Origin of the sequence: Arthrobacter sp. Leaf337 (assembly GCF_001423745.1) — a bacterium.
In the GTDB taxonomy this organism is placed as follows: domain Bacteria; phylum Actinomycetota; class Actinomycetes; order Actinomycetales; family Micrococcaceae; genus Arthrobacter.
The window spans coordinates 316,370-332,893 of the sequence record NZ_LMPC01000029.1 but is presented as its reverse complement, the minus strand read 5'-3'; the positions used below and the strand labels follow the sequence as shown (position 1 = coordinate 332,893).

General features: G+C 62.4%; 18 protein-coding genes and 1 pseudogene. 11 read left to right on the top strand and 8 right to left on the bottom strand.

Features of this window, described 5'->3' with window-relative positions; all coding sequences use genetic code 11:
* Positions 1-3 precede the first annotated feature (3 nt).
* Positions 4-1,023 carry a VOC family protein gene (locus ASF98_RS21230; protein WP_055806364.1) on the bottom strand — a complete coding sequence of 340 codons (1,020 nt, stop codon included), beginning with the start codon at positions 1,021-1,023 and terminating at the stop codon, positions 4-6.
* Positions 1,024-1,256: 233 nt separating this feature from the next.
* Here ASF98_RS21230 and ASF98_RS24585 point away from each other — a divergent pair, with 233 nt between their 5' ends.
* The 3 genes from ASF98_RS24585 (at position 1,257) to ASF98_RS24580 (ending at position 2,115) form a co-directional block, all read left to right on the top strand.
* Positions 1,257-1,424 carry a helix-turn-helix domain-containing protein gene (locus tag ASF98_RS24585; RefSeq protein ID WP_200939423.1) on the top strand — a complete coding sequence of 56 codons (168 nt, stop codon included), beginning with the start codon at positions 1,257-1,259 and terminating at the stop codon, positions 1,422-1,424.
* Positions 1,425-1,448: 24 nt separating this feature from the next.
* Entirely contained in the window at positions 1,449-1,829 is a 381-nt protein-coding gene (locus ASF98_RS21225) for an IclR family transcriptional regulator domain-containing protein (RefSeq protein WP_200939422.1), read from the top strand.
* 100 nt (positions 1,830-1,929) lie between these two features.
* A complete protein-coding gene (locus tag ASF98_RS24580; RefSeq protein ID WP_055806361.1) occupies positions 1,930-2,115 on the top strand; it encodes a hypothetical protein in 186 nt (61 codons plus the stop codon).
* A gap of 151 nt (positions 2,116-2,266) precedes the next feature.
* Here ASF98_RS24580 and ASF98_RS24350 read toward each other — a convergent pair whose 3' ends face one another.
* Positions 2,267-2,905: a hypothetical protein gene (locus ASF98_RS24350; protein ID WP_156372496.1), complete on the bottom strand. Its 639-nt coding sequence runs from the start codon at positions 2,903-2,905 to the stop codon at positions 2,267-2,269.
* A gap of 719 nt (positions 2,906-3,624) precedes the next feature.
* Between ASF98_RS24350 and ASF98_RS24960 the strand changes: the two are divergent.
* Positions 3,625-3,858: pseudogene (locus ASF98_RS24960) on the top strand (recombinase family protein); the annotation flags it as partial.
* A gap of 28 nt (positions 3,859-3,886) precedes the next feature.
* Here ASF98_RS24960 and ASF98_RS21210 read toward each other — a convergent pair.
* Complete coding sequence (locus tag ASF98_RS21210; RefSeq protein WP_235506122.1) at positions 3,887-4,264, bottom strand: GNAT family N-acetyltransferase; 378 nt, start codon at positions 4,262-4,264, stop codon at positions 3,887-3,889.
* Between the two features lie 223 nt (positions 4,265-4,487).
* Here ASF98_RS21210 and ASF98_RS21205 point away from each other — a divergent pair, with 223 nt between their 5' ends.
* Together ASF98_RS21205 and ASF98_RS21200 are read left to right on the top strand one after the other, a co-directional pair.
* On the top strand, positions 4,488-4,772 hold the full coding sequence (locus ASF98_RS21205; protein WP_055806353.1) for a hypothetical protein: 285 nt from the start codon (positions 4,488-4,490) through the stop codon (positions 4,770-4,772).
* A 412-nt stretch (positions 4,773-5,184) separates the two neighbouring features.
* A complete protein-coding gene (locus tag ASF98_RS21200) occupies positions 5,185-5,376 on the top strand; it encodes a three-helix bundle dimerization domain-containing protein (protein ID WP_055806351.1) in 192 nt (63 codons plus the stop codon).
* 203 nt (positions 5,377-5,579) lie between these two features.
* Here the strand turns inward: ASF98_RS21200 and ASF98_RS21195 are convergent, their stop codons facing one another.
* Positions 5,580-7,253 carry a phosphodiester glycosidase family protein gene (locus ASF98_RS21195; protein WP_055806725.1) on the bottom strand — a complete coding sequence of 558 codons (1,674 nt, stop codon included), beginning with the start codon at positions 7,251-7,253 and terminating at the stop codon, positions 5,580-5,582.
* A 172-nt stretch (positions 7,254-7,425) separates the two neighbouring features.
* Between ASF98_RS21195 and ASF98_RS21190 the strand changes: the two genes are divergently transcribed.
* Positions 7,426-7,941, top strand: coding sequence for a barstar family protein (locus tag ASF98_RS21190; protein WP_055806348.1), 516 nt, complete (start codon positions 7,426-7,428; stop codon positions 7,939-7,941).
* Between the two features lie 79 nt (positions 7,942-8,020).
* On the opposite strand, the gene ASF98_RS21185 is transcribed toward ASF98_RS21190, so the two are convergent.
* Together ASF98_RS21185 and ASF98_RS21180 are read right to left on the bottom strand one after the other, a co-directional pair.
* The gene (locus tag ASF98_RS21185) at positions 8,021-8,878 is read right to left on the bottom strand and encodes a PhzF family phenazine biosynthesis protein (protein ID WP_055806346.1); all 858 of its coding nucleotides are present in this window, start codon (positions 8,876-8,878) and stop codon (positions 8,021-8,023) included.
* 76 nt (positions 8,879-8,954) lie between these two features.
* Entirely contained in the window at positions 8,955-9,743 is a 789-nt protein-coding gene (locus ASF98_RS21180; RefSeq protein ID WP_055806343.1) for an SDR family NAD(P)-dependent oxidoreductase, read from the bottom strand.
* A gap of 103 nt (positions 9,744-9,846) precedes the next feature.
* Here ASF98_RS21180 and ASF98_RS21175 point away from each other — a divergent pair, with 103 nt between their 5' ends.
* The 4 genes from ASF98_RS21175 (at position 9,847) to ASF98_RS21160 (ending at position 13,634) form a co-directional block, all read left to right on the top strand.
* Entirely contained in the window at positions 9,847-10,470 is a 624-nt protein-coding gene (locus ASF98_RS21175) for a TetR/AcrR family transcriptional regulator (protein WP_055806340.1), read from the top strand.
* Between the two features lie 38 nt (positions 10,471-10,508).
* Positions 10,509-10,766 (top strand): DNA-processing protein DprA, encoded by a 258-nt coding sequence (locus ASF98_RS21170; protein WP_055806337.1) that lies wholly within the window; start codon positions 10,509-10,511, stop codon positions 10,764-10,766.
* Between the two features lie 233 nt (positions 10,767-10,999).
* A complete protein-coding gene (locus ASF98_RS21165; protein ID WP_235506110.1) occupies positions 11,000-12,181 on the top strand; it encodes a cytochrome P450 in 1,182 nt (393 codons plus the stop codon).
* Positions 12,182-12,299: 118 nt separating this feature from the next.
* A complete protein-coding gene (locus ASF98_RS21160; protein WP_055806334.1) occupies positions 12,300-13,634 on the top strand; it encodes an MFS transporter in 1,335 nt (444 codons plus the stop codon).
* A 355-nt stretch (positions 13,635-13,989) separates the two neighbouring features.
* On the opposite strand, the gene ASF98_RS21155 is transcribed toward ASF98_RS21160, so the two are convergent.
* On the bottom strand, positions 13,990-15,552 hold the full coding sequence (locus ASF98_RS21155; RefSeq protein ID WP_055806718.1) for an IclR family transcriptional regulator: 1,563 nt from the start codon (positions 15,550-15,552) through the stop codon (positions 13,990-13,992).
* Between the two features lie 186 nt (positions 15,553-15,738).
* Positions 15,739-16,452, bottom strand: a complete 714-nt coding sequence (locus ASF98_RS21150) for a substrate-binding domain-containing protein (RefSeq protein ID WP_055806331.1) — start codon at positions 16,450-16,452, stop codon at positions 15,739-15,741.
* Positions 16,453-16,524: the final 72 nt, after the last annotated feature.

Below are 16,524 nucleotides of genomic sequence, written 5' to 3'. Positions count from 1 at the left end.
GTTTTAACCCCGACCCTGCTTGGCGTAAGGGTTCAGCAGGGCTTCCTTCATTTCGGGAGAGGCGCCTTCTTCGGTGGCTGTGAAGCCTTCGGCCGGCGGGAAGGATTCGGTCATGGAGTGTGGCATGGCGCCGTTCTTGTAGAAGTTGTTGGAGCCTTCGGACGGTTTCCAGGTGTTGGCTTCCCAGTCCGGGACGTAGTTGCGGTAGCCGCCGGAGTTGAGCTCGACACGGAGGCCGGACGGGTCCCGGAAGTAGAGGAAGTTCTGTTCGCCCACGCCGTGGATGGAGGGTCCGTATTCCATGGGGGTGCCGTTTTCCATCATGACGTCCGCAGTGCGGAGGAGGTCTTCGGTGGCGTCCACCCAGAACGCGATGTGGTTGACGCGGCCGGCGCGGGTGGAGGTGTCAAGGACGACGCCGAGGTCGTGGGACTTTTCGTTGGTGGTCAGGACGGAGAAGACGGTGATGGGTGCTTCGTCCAGGTCCACGAAGGCCATGACGCGGAAGCCCAGGGCTTCGTTGTACCACTTGGCGAAGCCACGGACGTCCGAGCAGGCGACTGTGACGTGGTCCAGGAAGCGGGGTGCTGCGGCGTGGCTGCTGCGTCGCTCCGGCCGGTCCGGGTAGGTGGACTCGAAACCGGGTTCTGCCACGAACTTTTCGACGTCGAAGAAGAGGCGCATGCGGTGGCCGTAAGGGCCCCTGAATTCATAGGCCTTGCCGTAGCCGTGGCCGCCGGCGGTCCAGGTGCCCTGCACGCCCGTTGCTTCGACGCGCTGGGCGGCCACTTCGAGGGCTTCCTGGGAGTTGGTGCGCCAGGCCATCCGGCCCAGGGATGCTTCCGGTCCTTCGGTAATGACCAGGCTGTAGCGGTAGTAATCGCCCCAGCAGCGCAGGTAGACGTTGCCGTCCACCCGGTCGATGATGCGCATGCCGAACTTTTCCTCGTAGAACCGTGCCGAGGCGTCGACGTCCGGGGTGGTGATCTCGAGGTGGGCAAGATGGGACAGGGGAGTTTCCACGTTGAATTCCTTCTGCGTACTGGCTGCTCTGTTTTTGCAGGTCGTGGAACTACTCTGCGGCAGGTTTGGTATACGTGGAAGCCGTAAATCGGGATATGTGCTATTCGCCGTACGGATATATGAGGGAGGTTTGCCGCCGGCCGTTCAAGACGGCTAGTGGATTCTCCGCAAGGCGTAGCGATGGTGGCCATGACGCTCGACACGGGGAGAGGCGATCACGGATGCTATTGAACATGCCCCGCACCCAAGGGGGAGAGTCTGTACTCTCCCGAGTCGTCCGCATCGTCGAAGCCTTCGGGCCGGGCGATTCCGCGCTGACCATCACCGAAATTGCCCGCCGTTCCGGATTGCACATCGCTACCGCCTCCCGGCTGGTGGAGGAATTGGGCAGCTTCGGCTGACTGCAACGGGACGAGGACCGGAAGGTGCGGATCGGGGTCCGCATGTGGGAGCTCGATTCCCGGGCTTCACCGACGCTCAGCCTGCGGGAAGCAGCGATGCCTGTCATGGAAGACCTGCATGCAATCGTTGGCCAGCACATCCAGCTCGGAGTCATGGAAGGCGATGAGGTGCTCTTCGTGGAGCGCCTCACCGCGCGCCAAGGGTATGCATTGCTCGCCGGGCACGTTCCCCCCGACGCCACCGGCGTCGCCGTGCCGGTCCGGGCCCCTGCGGGAAAGGTGATGGCTGCCCTGGCAATCATTGTGCCCAATGACGACACTGCACGCTCCCGCATCGCAGTCCTTCAAGCCGCGTCAGGCGCCGTTTCCCGGGCGATGCTGTACCCGGCACCGCCACTCCCGTAAGTCGTCCCACGTTTTCCTCTCAACCATTGAGAGTTGCGTAGTGGCGGCGGTCACCCGTGAGTGAACCTTTGTGGAGAACAAGACGAGCAAAGGAGCCGAGATGTTCACTGGAGAGAATTCCGCCGCCGAAGCGTCACAGGTCAAGCTGATGGTGACGGCGAAGGACGGGGTCGCTGACGAAGTGGTAGCCCTAACATTGGCCCATCCCGACGGCCGCAGGCTGCCTGACTGGACACCAGGATCCCATGTCGATGTGGTGCTTATGGTGAAGAAGAAACCACTGTGACGGAGTATGCGTCGGAAAGAACTTCCGCCGTACCGGCACTATAAGGTTCAGTGATACGACGCAAAGCTGCATGGATATCGGTTTTAGTGATGCGGCTCGCTTGAATGGCCGACCTTGTGAGGTGATTTGAGTAACAATGCAGTATGACTGCTCAATTTAGGGCAAACTTAACGACTCGAGGAGTCGTTCTTGGAATGCTTGCGTCGCCGTTATTTGTGTCGGTTCTGATCGGCACCTGGATTGCTTCGGGCAAGTTTAGCGTTCTGACCTTTTCCGTTGCTGTTTTTCTGGCCGCAATTGTAGGTTCTACTTTTGGGTACTCGGCATGAGCATAGTGTTCGGCCTTATTTCCTCTGAAGCAGCAAGGCTGGCAGGGTTGTCTACAGGAACGTGGAGGCGCCACTCGACCACTGATCGAATGGCGCCTCTTTCCGAATAAACTAAGGAATTCTGTCCAGGTTACAGGATACGGATCGTAGTACTCGCCAAATGCTGTCATGATATTGACAGCAAAGGCCTGCCATGACTCTTCCGCGCCAATCACGTACAGATGATTTCCGGCATCTCCTAGATCGTTATCGGCAATCCATCCTGAAACTGAAAGAAATGTAGTCGTTTCCAGGGGTCCGTATTTATCGAAGTCAAACGAAATGGATGACCCTAATCCATCTACATGCCCTGCCGCGGTCAAGAAGCGAAAGCCAAAGTCGGTTATCTCTTGGCTCCGTCCATTTGCCGGATACCAATGAATGTACGTAGAATCAAAATGTTCAGTTGTAATTTGCCCCAAGCGCAGTGAGCGGTAAGAACTGTCCTATGGATGGAAAACCTCGTGGGGCTCCGGCGATTGGAAAGTAGCAATTAAAGCAATCGTGCATTATGTCGCTGATCGCTAAGGGAGACATAGCAACGGGAAATGCAGTTTCGGTGTTCGGAGAGACTTTCTGCGTCAAAGTTCTTGTCTCGGGAGACCAGTCATAAGAAGTTTCAACAGAGCCAAATGCCGCCCGCCACCTGCATCGTGGTAGTGTGTCGCCGATGACGCACCTTGCTCGCCTTGAAACTTGGGTTGCGGCGCACCGGGATGTGCTCGAGCAGCACGGTCAAGTCACGCTTCTGTCCGGCCCGCCGGGCGCGGCAAACCCGTCAGTTCATCTCCTGGTGGCTCTGTCTACTGACTCGGACGTTGAGTTGTTACTTTGGGAGTCTGGTGACGCCGAGTTCAACCATGGGCCCTTCACTGCCTCGGTCTTTGAGCACCTCGAGTTGGAGTCTCCCGAGGAACTGGCCGATCTCCTCGGGAGATTCCTAGATGCTGTGACAGGCGGAGCGCGGTGATTCGTCTCCTGTTCTCGCATTCTCGTGCGCGCTTTGGTCACGGTTGGCATCGTCGGAGCGTTGCCAACCGCAACTCGGTGACGAGCGCACAGAAGACTTGCTTTATGCCCTTTCTTCAGCGCCGGAGCCAGCTACTACTACAGCACTGATGTTCGGTTCAACCATTTTGCTCGGTTGGGCCGGTCGCTGATCGACGTGCTCAACACCGTGACCCTGCTGCGCGACCACGGCGTCCATGTGCGCTCGATCGCCGACGGCATTGACCCGGCGACATCGACCGGGCGCACGATGCTGAATATGCTCGCCACCCTCGCCGAGTACGAGCGCGATCTGATCGTTGAGCGGGTCAACGCCGGCATCGCAGCCGCGAGGCAGAATGGCACACGTTTCGGCTGGCCGGTCTCCGTGGCCCCGCCGCACGTGAGTCAATCGGCTAGCGTGCAGCCGCGAGTGGAGGGGCTTCCAGATAGACGTCGACGAGATCTTCGTGATCGAGGACGAATCTGTGGCGCTCGTACAAGTGGCGTGCAGGGCTGCCTCGAAGGACGTTAAGACGGTAAGGTCGACTGTCATCGCGTTCCGCCATGATCTGGGCCAGAACTTTGCTCCCAATGCCCTGTCCCTGATGTGCCGGCGCGAGGTAGAAGTGTTCTAGCCATAGAGCATCGGATTCTGGACGGAGTGCCACGAGCCCAATGTCTTCCGCGTCGACTTGGATAACGCGAGTGTGCGCGGGAATGAAGGCGTCAAGGAAGCGCTTGCGAACACGGCCCGGGTCATAACGACCAAGTCGTTCCAGGTCGGGGCGCATGACTTCGGCTCGCAACTCCGCCATCCATTGCGCGTCAGAACGATCACTTGGCCGGAACACCCATTCAGCTGACACAACAATCATCCAACCGGACAGTCCGCTTCGACGCAAAACGCTTGCCGGATAGCTGGTCGACAGCAACGCCCGTAAGGCGGTGGCTGATCGACGACTCCAGCAAGAAACGTTGACTTTTCGTTGATCGGCACCCGGGGATACCCTTGATATGACGGCTCCAACTGTGGAGGCGGCCATCCATGACCTGATGGATCTCGCCTGGAAAGTTGTCTATAACCTGCTCGAGGAGCGGGGCCTGCTCGGCGACGGGTTGTTCGTCGAGGAGTACACCGGCATCCACTCCTGGCTCGACGGGCCCACGCGCTACACCATTGTCCACTCCCGGACGGTCGCGGTCCTGTTTGTGGACACCCGGCCCGTTGACGCCATCGCCTTCCACCATGACTTGCTGGGCTCCGACGACCCGAAACGCTTCTTCAGCATCCCTGGCTAAATTGGACGACCCCCGTCTAGATGCCCGACTCTTCGGTGGCAGACGGATTGGCCAGCCGGACGATCTCGAATTCGACAACGTCCAGAAGGCGGCGGCTTCCGGTGAGGTAGTCCGTGATCCAGAACAGCTCCTGGCTGGGGGCGATCTCCGTGACCTGGCCGCGGTTGCATCAGGGTGCCCTTGTAGGAGGCTTCAATTTGATCGCCGCAGGAAAGGGCCGCCATCGAGAGGATAGCGGTTCTTTCAGGACTGGAAGTGCAGGGCGAGTCTGTCGTGGTGCTCATGCTTGAAGGATGGTGGGCGAAGGTTGCCTGCTGATGTCCGCAGGATGATGGGCAGGTGCCGGCCGTTAACCCCGCCCGGCGAAAAAACCAGTCTTGTATCAGGGGATGGCCGGCCCGAAACTCTCCCAATGGGAGTCATCGAAGAATTGCGGGCACTTGACCATGTCGTGGACCGGCTCGCCGAAAAGTATCCGGCGGTGCCGCGGCAACACATCGAAGACCTAGTCGAGCAGGAACACCGGACGTTGGACACCGGCAGGGTCCGTGACTATATTCCGATCCTGGTCGAACATGCCGTCAAGGACCGGCTAAGACAGTAGTAGCTGCCCGCGTCCCGAGGCTTCTCCACCCAGATATAAGGAAGCCCCTGCCCAGTGAAGGTGCAGGGGCTTCCAGCGGCCTGGCTAGTGGTCACCTTGTTGCCAGCGCAGGGGTAAGGGTGTACTGCTTGGGCAGCTTCAGTGACCGTTCAGCCGACGTCGCGCAACCGGTCCGGGAAGTCGGCGTCTTGGCCTGTGCCGGGCTACGGCTTGCGGCCGGGCAAGACGAGGAGTGCGTCTCCGACCGGGCGTTCACCGGCCGCGTCGGACGGGGAGTTTACGACCTGACCGCTCTGGACCATCGTTGTTGATCCGCCGCCGTCCAGGTTGATCGCGTTGACCATGCCCAGGGACCGGGCCACGTCGGCGGATTCTTTGATGCTCAGTCCGAGAGACGTCGTCTGGCGCCCGTCGGCGGTGACCAGCAGGGTACGGCCCTGGGCGTCAACGCCTGCAATGGTGCGCGGATTCCGCTTGTGCACCCACCCGTAGAAGAAGGAGTTGCCGTCTCCGGTGCGCACCATGCCGTCGCGCTTGGCGGTCACGTTGAACTCGCCGTTTTGGACCAGTGTCGGTCCGCCGTTGACCACGTCGGTGGTGGCGCTGGTCTTGAGGGGTTTCCCGGCTTCGTTGAGCAGATCCGTGTTGACCGTCAGCTTGGAGCCGGCCTTAGCCAGGGCTGCGAGCTTGTCGACCTCCGCTCCTGTGGCCTGCAGGGTGTGGCCGCCGGCCGGGACAGTGGTGCCCCGGGTGTTGTTGACGGCGGTGACCGTGCCATGGGCGTCGAGGAGGGCTTCGAGTCCGGGACCGGACGGTGTTGTAGCGCCGAACTCCGGGGTGAAGGCGACGATCTCGTTTGCGTCGGTGCAGGTGAAGTCGTGCAGCGGAAGGTTCGTCGGCGTGTCGTCGGTGCCGCCGCAGTTGCGGATGAGGCCCGGCACGCGGTTCAGACCGTCCAGGGCGAGCTCTGCCGTGTTGACGGGGGTGGTGACTGTGCCGTGCCATTGCAGCCGCTGGATGGAGGTCTCGTTCTTGGCGCCGATGACGAGGGAGGGCCGGTCCCCGACGGGTTCGCTGAGGACCTTGCCGTCGTGCACCGCGGCGCCTGCGGGATCGCCCGGGGCTCCAGCGGCGGGGTCCATGACGAAGTAGCCGCCGTTGGTCGCTGCCAATGCGCCGGAGGCGGCCGCGAGCTGGCTGGTCGTTTCCCGGTCTTCGAGGTTGGGGCCGAAAGAGGACGTAAGGTCGCCGCGGAATTCCTTGGGATCAATGGTGAGGACCTCCAGCTTCCAGGGCCCGCGGTCGTTTTGGCTGGAGCCTTCGTCGCCATCCCAGCCGGTGTAGATCACTGAGGATTTGTAGCCGGCCGCCTGGATCTGGGCGACAGTGGCGGCACCGTCGGTTTTGGCCGTGAAGTGGCCGGCACGCACACGGTAGCCGAGGTCCCCGCCGGCATCGGCCAGCTGCGGTGACTGGACATGCTCAACCCGTGCAACAACACCTGCGGCGGTGAGCTTGTCGGCGACTTCATCGGCTTTTGCCTGGGTGGACAGCGCTGATGCCGGAGCGTCCGGATCCAGGGAGGTGGACGGAACGGCAACCTCAGCGGTCCAGAAGAAGTCCTGGTTAGGGGCACCCCGGGTGATTGTGGTTCGGGTAAGGCCCGGGGCCAGAGTGGTCACGTTGCGCGTCTCGGGCAGGTCCTGCGCGCCCAGATCCAGGTGGGAAGGCTGTAATGATCGGGCGGTCTGCTGATCCAGTTCCGGAGCCGTGGGTGCCCCGGTGGAGGCGCCTGCTGGTGCCAGGAAGGCAATGGGGAGGGACACGGCAAGCGCGGTGATAACCGCACGGCGGTGACGATGATTGGGATTGATCATGGCTACCGACACTAGGGTGTTTCGGGGTCGGACTTGGCACGCAAGCGCCCTCGTTAACTATGCTTTCGGGAAGTGTTCTCCACGCGTTTGGGAGGCGGTGTCCAGATGTTCCCGACAGTCGCCACCCAAGCAACCTTCACTCCTATTTTCGTCGAGAACCGGGTACTGGTCCTTGGTTGTTACGCGCGCGTACCTTGTCCAAAACGGCTTCATTAGTTTGTTCTTTCAGAAGTCGGTCCTGGAAGATACCGCTGAGTGGCTTGCCCTCCATGGTTACCGGGTCATTTCGCTTGACGCCGCAGAGTGGGAAGAGTTGGAGCAAATGCACGTCGACATCGCTTCGGCCCTCGAATTTCCCGCCTATTACGGAGGCAGCTTGGACGCGCTCAACGATTGCCTGAGCGAGGTTGCTGTCGGTTCTTATGGATGGTCCGTCGCCGCAGATACCGGGCTAGTCTTGGTACTTCGCGGCTACGCGGAATTTTCAGTTGTTGACCCCGTCGGGGCTCATAGGCTTTTGGACGTGTTTGCCCGCCAAGCCTCCTACGCAGCCTTGTTTGGTCACCGCCTGATGTGCTTGGTGCATAGCTCAGACCCGAAGCTTTCCGTTCCGCCTGTCGGCGGAACAACAGTCATGTGGAACTACCTTGAAGCTGCTGATTCAGCACGCCAAACCCGCGGCCTCTAAGTAGTTTTGAGATCCGTCCCGCATAGGGTTCCCCAAACGCGACAGCAGCATCGCACCGCGGTATGGAGTCCCGTACGCATCAAGCGATTTCGACGGCTTCTCCGTGCACGATGATCCCGCCGGACGGAGGCATGTCGACGGTGAGCACGCTCGGGCGGCCGACATGGCTTCCCTGTCGCACCACCACGCGGCTTGGCGGTTCCACGAGTGAGAGCAGGCGCAGGTATCCGCCGAAAGCGGCGGCAGCCGAACCGGTCGCCGGATCTTCGGTGATGGTGCCCACCGGGAAGAGGTTGCGCGAGTCGAATTCGCCCGGCCCCATCTCGTAGAGCGTCGTGACGGTGCCAGCCCAGTCTTGCGCATCCATCAGTGTGCGCATGGTATCCGGGTCGAAAACGAACGAGTCAAAGGCCTTGCGTTCCGCGAAGACGAGAATGGGGTGCCAGTTTCCGGCAAAAGCGACCATCGGCGGGTACGCCGGGTGCAACTCGCCCCGGCCCATGCCGAGCAATCCGAGCAGGGTGGTTAGAACATCGTCGGGGAACTCGGCCACTCGCGGCTCCACGCTCGTGAAGGATGAGGTCACCGCTGAGCCATGGCCTGCAGTCTCGATCACGACGGGCCCCACCAGGGTCTCGAAAACAAAGGTCCCCGCGCCATCCCGCCCTGACAGCGCGACGGCCAAAGCAATTGTGGCATGGCCGCAGAACGGCACCTCGGCGATCGGGGAGAAGTACCGCACCCGGTTCCGGCGGGAGTCCCCGTCAACCGACACCTCCGTGACAAAGACCGTTTCCGCATACCCGACGTCGGCCGCGATGGCCTGCATCCGGGCGTCATCGAGACGGGTTGCGTCCAGTACTACTCCCGCCGGATTTCCCCCGTCGGGGGTGCTGGTAAAGGCGGCATAACGAAGTACGTCGGGTGTCTGATTCATTGCTACATCCTCGGTGGGTTGTGAAGATACGGGCGTGGCGAAGACCAACAGGGCGAAGCGAAATGCGACTGTAGCACTAGTCCTGTACGGCTCTGCCGGCCATGGCGAGGGCGATGTTTCGGGGGAGGCGCTGCGCGATGCCGGCCAGCAGGCGATTTCCCAAGCCTGAGACGACGCTCACGGGTGTAGTGCGGCGATCGAGAGCGCGCAGGGCGGTGTCGATGACATCGCTGGCGCCCTGCAGCCGGCCGACCGCTGCGGCCTGGCTCCCGAGTACATCGAAAAACTCGGTGCGGGTAGCCCCCGGGCAGAGCGCGAGTACACGAAGGCCGGATTCCTTCGTCTCATGCGCCACGGCTTCGGTGAAGCTCAGGACAAATGCCTTGGTTGCTCCGTAAACCGCCATCCCAGGCACCGGCTGAAAAGCTGCGGTACTGGCCACATTGATGAGTGCGCCCCTCCCGGCGGCGAGCATCTCGGGGAGGAATGCCCGCGTGGTCTCGACGAGAGAGGCCACGTTGAGGGAGATCTCCGATGCGATGACCGCGGGGTCTTCCTTGACCAAAGGGCCGCTCGTGGCGAAGCCCGCGTTGTTGATCAGGGTGTCGATGCGGATGCCCCGGCCGGCAAGCTCCTCGCGGAGTTCCGCTCCGGCTCCCGCACGGCTCAAATCCTTCGAGAGCGTAGTCACTGAAATGCCGTGCGCGTCGCGCAGCTTCCGGGCGAGATCCTCAAGCCTGTCGGTCCGCCGTGCGACCAGCACAAGGTTGGCCCCGCGCGCTGCAAATCGTGCGGCAAACTCCGCGCCGAGCCCGGAGCTCGCTCCAGTGATGAGTGCCGTGGTTCCGGTGTAGCTCATGGTCATGTCGAATCCTTTCCGTGTGGCAGCTACTCTATGTAGCCAATGGCTACATAGTAGACATTGGCATCATTGTAGTCAATGACTACTTTGTGGCTATACTCATCTCATGACCGATCAGCCCTACCATCACGGCAAGCTCCGCGAGGCGCTGCTGGCCCGTGCAAGGGAAGTCATCGAAGAAGCAGGAGTCGAGGGGCTTTCCCTGCGGCAGCTCGCGCGTGACCTGGGTGTGAGCCACGCGGCACCCGGCAAGCATTTCCGTGACAAGCAGGCGCTTCTCGATGCCCTCGCCCTAGACGGTTTCCGCAGCATGAATGCCCGGATCACAAGAGCGTCCAAAGCCGCCGGAGGCCATCGGTCACGCTTTGTCCGGATCGCCAGGGCCTATGTGGACTTCGCGGTCGCCCACCCGGTCCTGTTGGCCGTGATGCACTCCACCAAACACCATCCTGACGCCAGCGATGAACTGCGCAGCATCGGTGAAGACGGCATAGCGGTCGCCAGGGCGCTCATCGCTGAAGCCCAGGACGCCGGGGAGCTGGCGCCAGGGGACCGCGAGATGCTCGCGCTCGTCTGCTTTGTGAACCTGCATGGAGCCGCTGTGCTGGCGGCGGGCAACCTCCTGGATGGAACTTCCATCGACGCCCTGACGGTTGCCACAACAGACCTGTTGTGGGCAGGCATGGCCGCAGGTCCCGCACCCCAGGGAGCCTCGGGAATCGGCGCCTGAGCCGCTCGCCTAGATGAACTCGGCGTCATAAACCCCCGTTGAGACGAACCAGCCGTCAGGCATCCTTCCTGCAGAGAAACCGCATCATCGCCGCCCTTGCAGGGGTGACCTGTGTCGTGGAAGCCCGCTGGCGCTCGGGGGCGCCGAACACTGCACACCACGCCGAAACCATTGCCTGGCATGTCGCGGCCGTCCCCGGGAGCGTGCACAGCGCCAACTCCGCAGGATGCCACAGGCTCCTGAAAGAAGGCGCGGCGGTGCTGGTGTCCGATGCAGCCGAACTTCTCGCAGACTAATCCTTCAGGTGGCCGTCCCGTTGCCGGGGCGGTCACCGCTGGCGGTCCGCCGCCGTGGTCGGCTTGCGCCGTGGGTCGGCGGCGGCGGACCGCCATACGCACACGCACCGCCGGCGACCGGGGACGCGCGGCCACCGAAGTCAGGGACGCCGAAAGAAGACCGGGGTCCTGATGGAGCGTCCGCAGGGCTCACCAGAAAAGGGCGTCCGCTGGCGCGGCCGGCTGTGGGGCCAGTGCCGGCTCCGCAGGGCTCCGCCGCCCCTGGCCCTGTTCTGGAGGACCCGCTTCCCTTCCAGGCAGACCTCCGCGCCGCGGGCCCGGTGGTCCATCTGGACAAATATGATGTCTTCGCGATGGGCCGCTACAACGAAGTGCACGCCGCCCTGACCGACTGGCAAACCTTCCAGTCCGCGGCCGGCGTCGGACTGAGCAACTTCCGCTATGACAAGCCGTGGCGTCCCCCGAGCCTGCTGCTCGAAGCGGACCCACCCCACCACGACGCGCCCCGCGCGGTCCTCACCAAGATCCTCGGGCCCCGTGAAATCCGCAGGCTGGGCGAATCCTGGGCCACCGACGCTGAGGAACTGGTCGAGGACCTGCTGGCAAGAGGCAAAGAGTTCGATGCCGTCACGGACCTGGCCGCGGCGTTTCCCCTCCGGGTCTTTCCCGACGCCGTGGGAATACCCCAGGCGGGCAGGGAAGACCTCCTTCCCTACGGGGACCACGTCTTCAACGCCTTCGGCCCGCCAAACGAGCTCGTCGCCAAAGGGGCGCCGCGCGTGGCCGGACTCTCGGCCTCGATAGCCTCCCAATGCGCACGCGATGTCCTGACGGCGGACGGATTCGGTGCCCAGATCTGGGCCGCCGCGGACAGGGGAGACATCACCGAGGCCCAGGCGCCCCTGATTGTCCGCTCGCTGCTCACGGCCGGAGTGGACACTACAGTGAATGGCCTGGCAGTCGTCCTCTACGCCTTCGCCACCCACCCTGACCAGTGGGACCTGCTGCGCGAAAAACCCGCCCTGTCGCGCACCGCCTTTGACGAGGCCGTACGGTTCGAGTCACCTGTCCAGACGTTCTTCCGGACCACCACACGGGACATCGAAGTCGGCGGCGCACTCATCCCCGAAGGCCGCAAGATCCTCATGTTCCTCGGATCAGCCAACCGGGATCCGCGACGCTGGGAAAACCCGGATGCTTTCGACCTGAACCGGGATCCCTCCGGCCATCTAGGTTTCGGCTTCGGCATCCACCAATGCGTCGGCCAGCACATCGCGCGCCTGGAGGCAGCGACCATCTTGAGCGTCCTGGCCAAGAGGATCACCTCCATAGAGATTTCAGGACCAACCCGCAGGCACCACAACAACACCCTGCGGGCCTGGGCATCCCTGCCCGTCCGCGTCCGAACCGCCTGAACAACCCGAAGGCAGTACCGGCCGCGTACTACCGCAACCACAACCAGACACGACGCCAGCAACCAGACAGCCGCTTGCGGCTGCCCGGTTCAGTGCGCCAATTTACAAGGACCTAAACATGGACATCCTCAACGAAGTCCGCTCATCACCGATGAGCAGGCTCCAAATGCGGGCAGTCGCCGTCGCCATTGCCCTGATGCTGATAGACGGCATGGACGTGGCAGTCGCCGCCTACGCAGCGCCGTCCCTCTCCAAAGCCTGGAGCCTTGACCCCGTTACTCTCGGGTTCCTGCTCAGCTCCGGCCTCGTGGGCATGGCCGCTGGCTCCCTATTTCTAACGCCGTTCTCGGACAAGATCGGCCGCCGCAGGATGATGCTGGTCGCCCTGGTCCTGGTCAGTGCAGGCATGGTCCTGTCCGTCTTCGCCGGGGACGTCGTGCAGCTCATGGCGTACCGCGTTCTCGCCGGTCTCGGTATCGGAGGCATGATCGCGAACCTGAACGTGTTTGTTTCGGAATACTCATCAGATAAACGCCGGGGGAGTATCTTCGGGTTATACACGGCGGGATTCGCCATCGGGGCAACGCTGGGAGGCTTCATCGCCGGACCGCTCATCCCGCAGTTCGGCTGGCGGTCAGTGTTCGTTGTCGGCGCCGGCGCCAGCGTCCTGATCCTCGCGTTGACGTGGCGCTTCCTACCGGAATCGCTGGATTACCTGCTCAGCAGGCGCCCTCGCAACGCCCTAGCCAAAGTCAACGCCATCCTCGTGCAAATGCAGCGCCCGGCCCTGGCCGAGCTTCCCGAACTTCCTCAGGATCAGCAAGCCCAACGCGGGATCAAAGACCTGCTGTCCGGACGGATAGCCGCCCGGACGGTCCTGCTTTGGGTGGGCTACGGCCTCATGATCGCAGCCTACTACTTCGCCAGCACCTGGACCCCGAAACTCATCGCCACGTCCTCCGGTGACGACAGCCTGGGAATAACGATGGGCCTGGTGGTCAACTTTGGCGGCATCATCGGCTGCTTCATCTTCAGCGTCCTGGCCGTCTTCCTGCGCAGCCGGCACCTGCTCCTCGGGTCCCTGCTCGTCTCCGCACTGGTCTACGTCGTATTCGGGATGGCGTTCAACCAGACGTCAATCGCCATCATCATCGGCGCAGTGCTCGGCGTGGTCACTTCAGCAAACGTTGCCGGGTTTTACGCCACCGCCCCTGCACTCTTCCCCGCTGCACTTCGCGGAACAGGCATCGGCTGGATGGTCGGAATAGGGCGGCTGGTCTCGATCATTTCGCCCGTCGTCGTCGGCTACCTCCTCGCCGGAGGATGGCAGGCGGAAAACATCTTCGTGCTCTTCGGCCTCCCCCTGATCGTGTCCGCCCTGGCCATGACCGCAGTCTGGTCACTGTCCGCAAAGACGACTTCGACCGAGCCCAAGTTGTCCAAGGTTTCCTAGGACCCGACCGGCCTACGAGTGCTGGCAGGCAGACAGCGGTGAGGGCGGCATCAGCGGCCCTCACCGTCGTTGGTTCGTCCCGAGGACTCAGACCTGGACACCATCGGCAAAGCACCGGCAACCGCCAGCAACGATCGCGCGCCCAGAACGTCTACCCGCTGACCTCCCACAAGCCGGACCAGGCAACCCCCGGCCAGCAAAGACGGGTCCCACGGCTAAGCCGTGGGACCCGTCTTCCTGACATTTGCGCGGGAGGCTTTGAAGGGGGTGCCTCGTCACACGAGGGCATGTCCGCTCAATCCGCCATGCAGCGGCGCAGCTCCGCCTTTTCCGTGATGTAGGGCGGGGTGGACCGCTAGATGCCTGATCCTGGGGCACCAAAATAGCTTGAAAGCCGTCGAGCCCCATCGCAGGCCAGGTCGATGATGCTGGGTGAGGAATCCGGTTGGTGGAGGATACCGTCTCGTAGTCCGCTGACCGATAAGGACGCCATCACATGGCCGCGGTGATCAAAAATCGGGGCAGCGACGGCGGCCATTCCCAAGGTGACTTCGTCGTCGCTGAGGGCGAAGCCGGCATCGCGGATTTCTTTGAGCTTTCCATAGAATTCGGCTCGGGATCGCGCGCCGAGACTAAAGTCCGAGCTCTGGACCATGACCGCAGCGTAGTCCTCCCAGGCCTTGGGGGTGTCGAAAGCCAACAAAGCGCGAGGTGCGGCACCGAGGTGCAAGGGCAAAGAGCTTCCAAGGGCCAAGCGGCGACTGTTCACTCGCTTTCCGTCTATCCGCTCGATGCATACGGCACGGGTACCGCTCCTGATGCAAAGGAATACAGTTTCCCCGGTTGCATCGTGGATTTCGCGGAGCACGGGAAGCGCAGCCCGCCGCAAGTCCAGTTGGTTCAGCAGATTCCCCGCGAGGGAGATCATCTTACTGCCGATTCGATAGGAACCGCGGTGGCCAAGCTGCTCTATCCAACCGGTCTCAACAAGGGTTCCCAACATGCGGTATACGGAGCTGATGGGTTCGCCTGTGAGGTCGGCGAGTCTAGCGGAGGTTGAGACGCGTTCGACAGCCAGCGCATCCATGAGGGAGCTGGCTTTGGCCAATACCGACTCGTTCGATTCGGGGGCGTTGAACTCGTGAGTGGTCGGGACAGGCTTGAATTCCGCCATCAGATCGGTCAGGGCCTGCGCTGCAGCCGCGAGAACGGTTTTGGCTTCTTCCTGCTGGTTGATCACTTGGTCGACCAGACCCGCTGCCGTCAACGCACCGAAGATGCTGCCGTCCGCGTTGAATACGGGAAATCCCAAGGCCGCGATCCCATCGACAACCTCATTGGATTCCATTCTCCAGCCGTCGCGTTTAGTGTCTGCGACCAGTTGGCGGAGAGTCTCGGCGTCAATGGGCGTCCTTGACGCCCATTGAGCATACGGGGCTTGGGCAAGGAGCTCGTCGAGTACTTCGGGGGGTTGCCACGCCAGTAGCACATGGGATGCGGCACCGGCGTGGAGTGGAAGGATCCGCCCGGATGAGAGCTCGTGCAGATCGACTTCCGTGGAATCAACCTGCTCCAAGCAGACGGCAGTGCCGTTGCGCGGTATCCAGAATGCCGCCGTTAAACCCAGCTCGGACTGGATGCCCTCCAGCAAGGTATTGAGGGCTTCATGATCGAGGAGGGCGTCGGTTGCCGCCTCCGCAAATCGCAAGATCCCAATGCCCAATTCAACGAGCCCGGCCGGGGAGCGGCGGAGAATCCCTGACTGTTCCAGCGCGCTGATGATCCGGTAGACAGAAGGCCGCGGTTCGTCGACAGCTTTCGCCAGGTCCGCCGGAGTCGAGGGGCCGAGGGCGGACGCTTCATCAACCACTTGTGTAGCCTTGAGCACCAGCTGAATCAGCTTGGCTGCCTGCGTCATGGTTGCACCCCTCGAATCGAACTGCCTCGCGCCACAAGCGACATGAATCGGGGGACCGGGCAGGATGTCGCCTTTCATGAACAACCTGTCCAGTATATGCGACTTGCAGTCGAGGGCGACCGCGCCAGCCCGATCTCGCCGCGATCCCTTAGGGCCACACTGGAGCGCCCGACTTGGCGTTGGCCGCTACGAAACTTCCAGGCCTGAATCGGCATAGGCAGTCTTGGCCTGCGGCCCGGTGAGGAGGAAACGGGTGAGTGCTTTAGCCGCCGGTTTCCGTGCCGCTGGCGCAGTGGAAGCAATCGCAAAGTTCGTGTAGTGCTGGACGGAGTCCGGCAGCGGGCCGATGACCCGTGCGCCGGGCACATGCAGGAGTTCGCTGATCTGCTGGACCGCGAGATCTGCTCGTCCGTCGATGACAGCTGCCGCGGTGGGCCCGTGGTCGATGAGCGTGGCTCGCGAATTCACCTCGTCGGCAATGCCGAGCTTCGTGATCAGGGTCTGGAAGTACAGCCCGCTGGGGCTGTTGCGTGAATAGGCGACGGAGCCGGCGGCGGTTAGGGTTCCCGCCAGCGTCCTGACAGTGGAAATGTCCGGCTGTTTCCTGCCAGGGCATGCCGCGATGCCTATCCCGGATTTCGCTAAAGGGACGATGGTGCCGGCCGCCAGGACGCCTGAGGCTGCCAGAGCTTGGAGGGAGGCCGACATGCCGATCATCACGTCCGGCAGAGCGCCGGCGTCGATCCGCTGCACCAACACGTTGGTTGAGGCGTAGACGATGTCCACGGTAGCGCCGATCTCGGTGCTGAGGGACTCCAGGCCGAGGCTTTCTAGGGCCGGCTTCAGTGCGGCGGCGCAGAAGAGCGAAACCCTCGGGCTGCTCTTGTGATGGGAGCTCATGTGGCTGTCCTTATCCAGGGTGGGCATGCGGGTACTGCCCAGCAGGTATGTGGGGAGGGGAGGCAGGAGCTG

Excerpts from the sequence above, each read along its gene's own strand:
- ASF98_RS24585 (WP_200939423.1), top strand. The coding sequence starts at position 1,257 with ATGCCCCGCACCCAAGGGGGAGAGTCTGTACTCTCCCGAGTCGTCCGC.
- ASF98_RS24580 (WP_055806361.1), top strand. The coding sequence starts at position 1,930 with ATGTTCACTGGAGAGAATTCCGCCGCCGAAGCGTCACAGGTCAAGCTG.
- ASF98_RS21210 (WP_235506122.1), bottom strand. The coding sequence starts at position 4,264 with ATGCGCCCCGACCTGGAACGACTTGGTCGTTATGACCCGGGCCGTGTT.
- ASF98_RS21205 (WP_055806353.1), top strand. The coding sequence starts at position 4,488 with ATGACGGCTCCAACTGTGGAGGCGGCCATCCATGACCTGATGGATCTC.
- ASF98_RS21200 (WP_055806351.1), top strand. The coding sequence starts at position 5,185 with ATGGGAGTCATCGAAGAATTGCGGGCACTTGACCATGTCGTGGACCGG.
- ASF98_RS21195 (WP_055806725.1), bottom strand. The coding sequence starts at position 7,253 with ATGATCAATCCCAATCATCGTCACCGCCGTGCGGTTATCACCGCGCTT.
- ASF98_RS21185 (WP_055806346.1), bottom strand. The coding sequence starts at position 8,878 with ATGAATCAGACACCCGACGTACTTCGTTATGCCGCCTTTACCAGCACC.
- ASF98_RS21180 (WP_055806343.1), bottom strand. The coding sequence starts at position 9,743 with ATGACCATGAGCTACACCGGAACCACGGCACTCATCACTGGAGCGAGC.
- ASF98_RS21175 (WP_055806340.1), top strand. The coding sequence starts at position 9,847 with ATGACCGATCAGCCCTACCATCACGGCAAGCTCCGCGAGGCGCTGCTG.
- ASF98_RS21160 (WP_055806334.1), top strand. The coding sequence starts at position 12,300 with ATGGACATCCTCAACGAAGTCCGCTCATCACCGATGAGCAGGCTCCAA.
- ASF98_RS21155 (WP_055806718.1), bottom strand. The coding sequence starts at position 15,552 with ATGACGCAGGCAGCCAAGCTGATTCAGCTGGTGCTCAAGGCTACACAA.
- ASF98_RS21150 (WP_055806331.1), bottom strand. The coding sequence starts at position 16,452 with ATGAGCTCCCATCACAAGAGCAGCCCGAGGGTTTCGCTCTTCTGCGCC.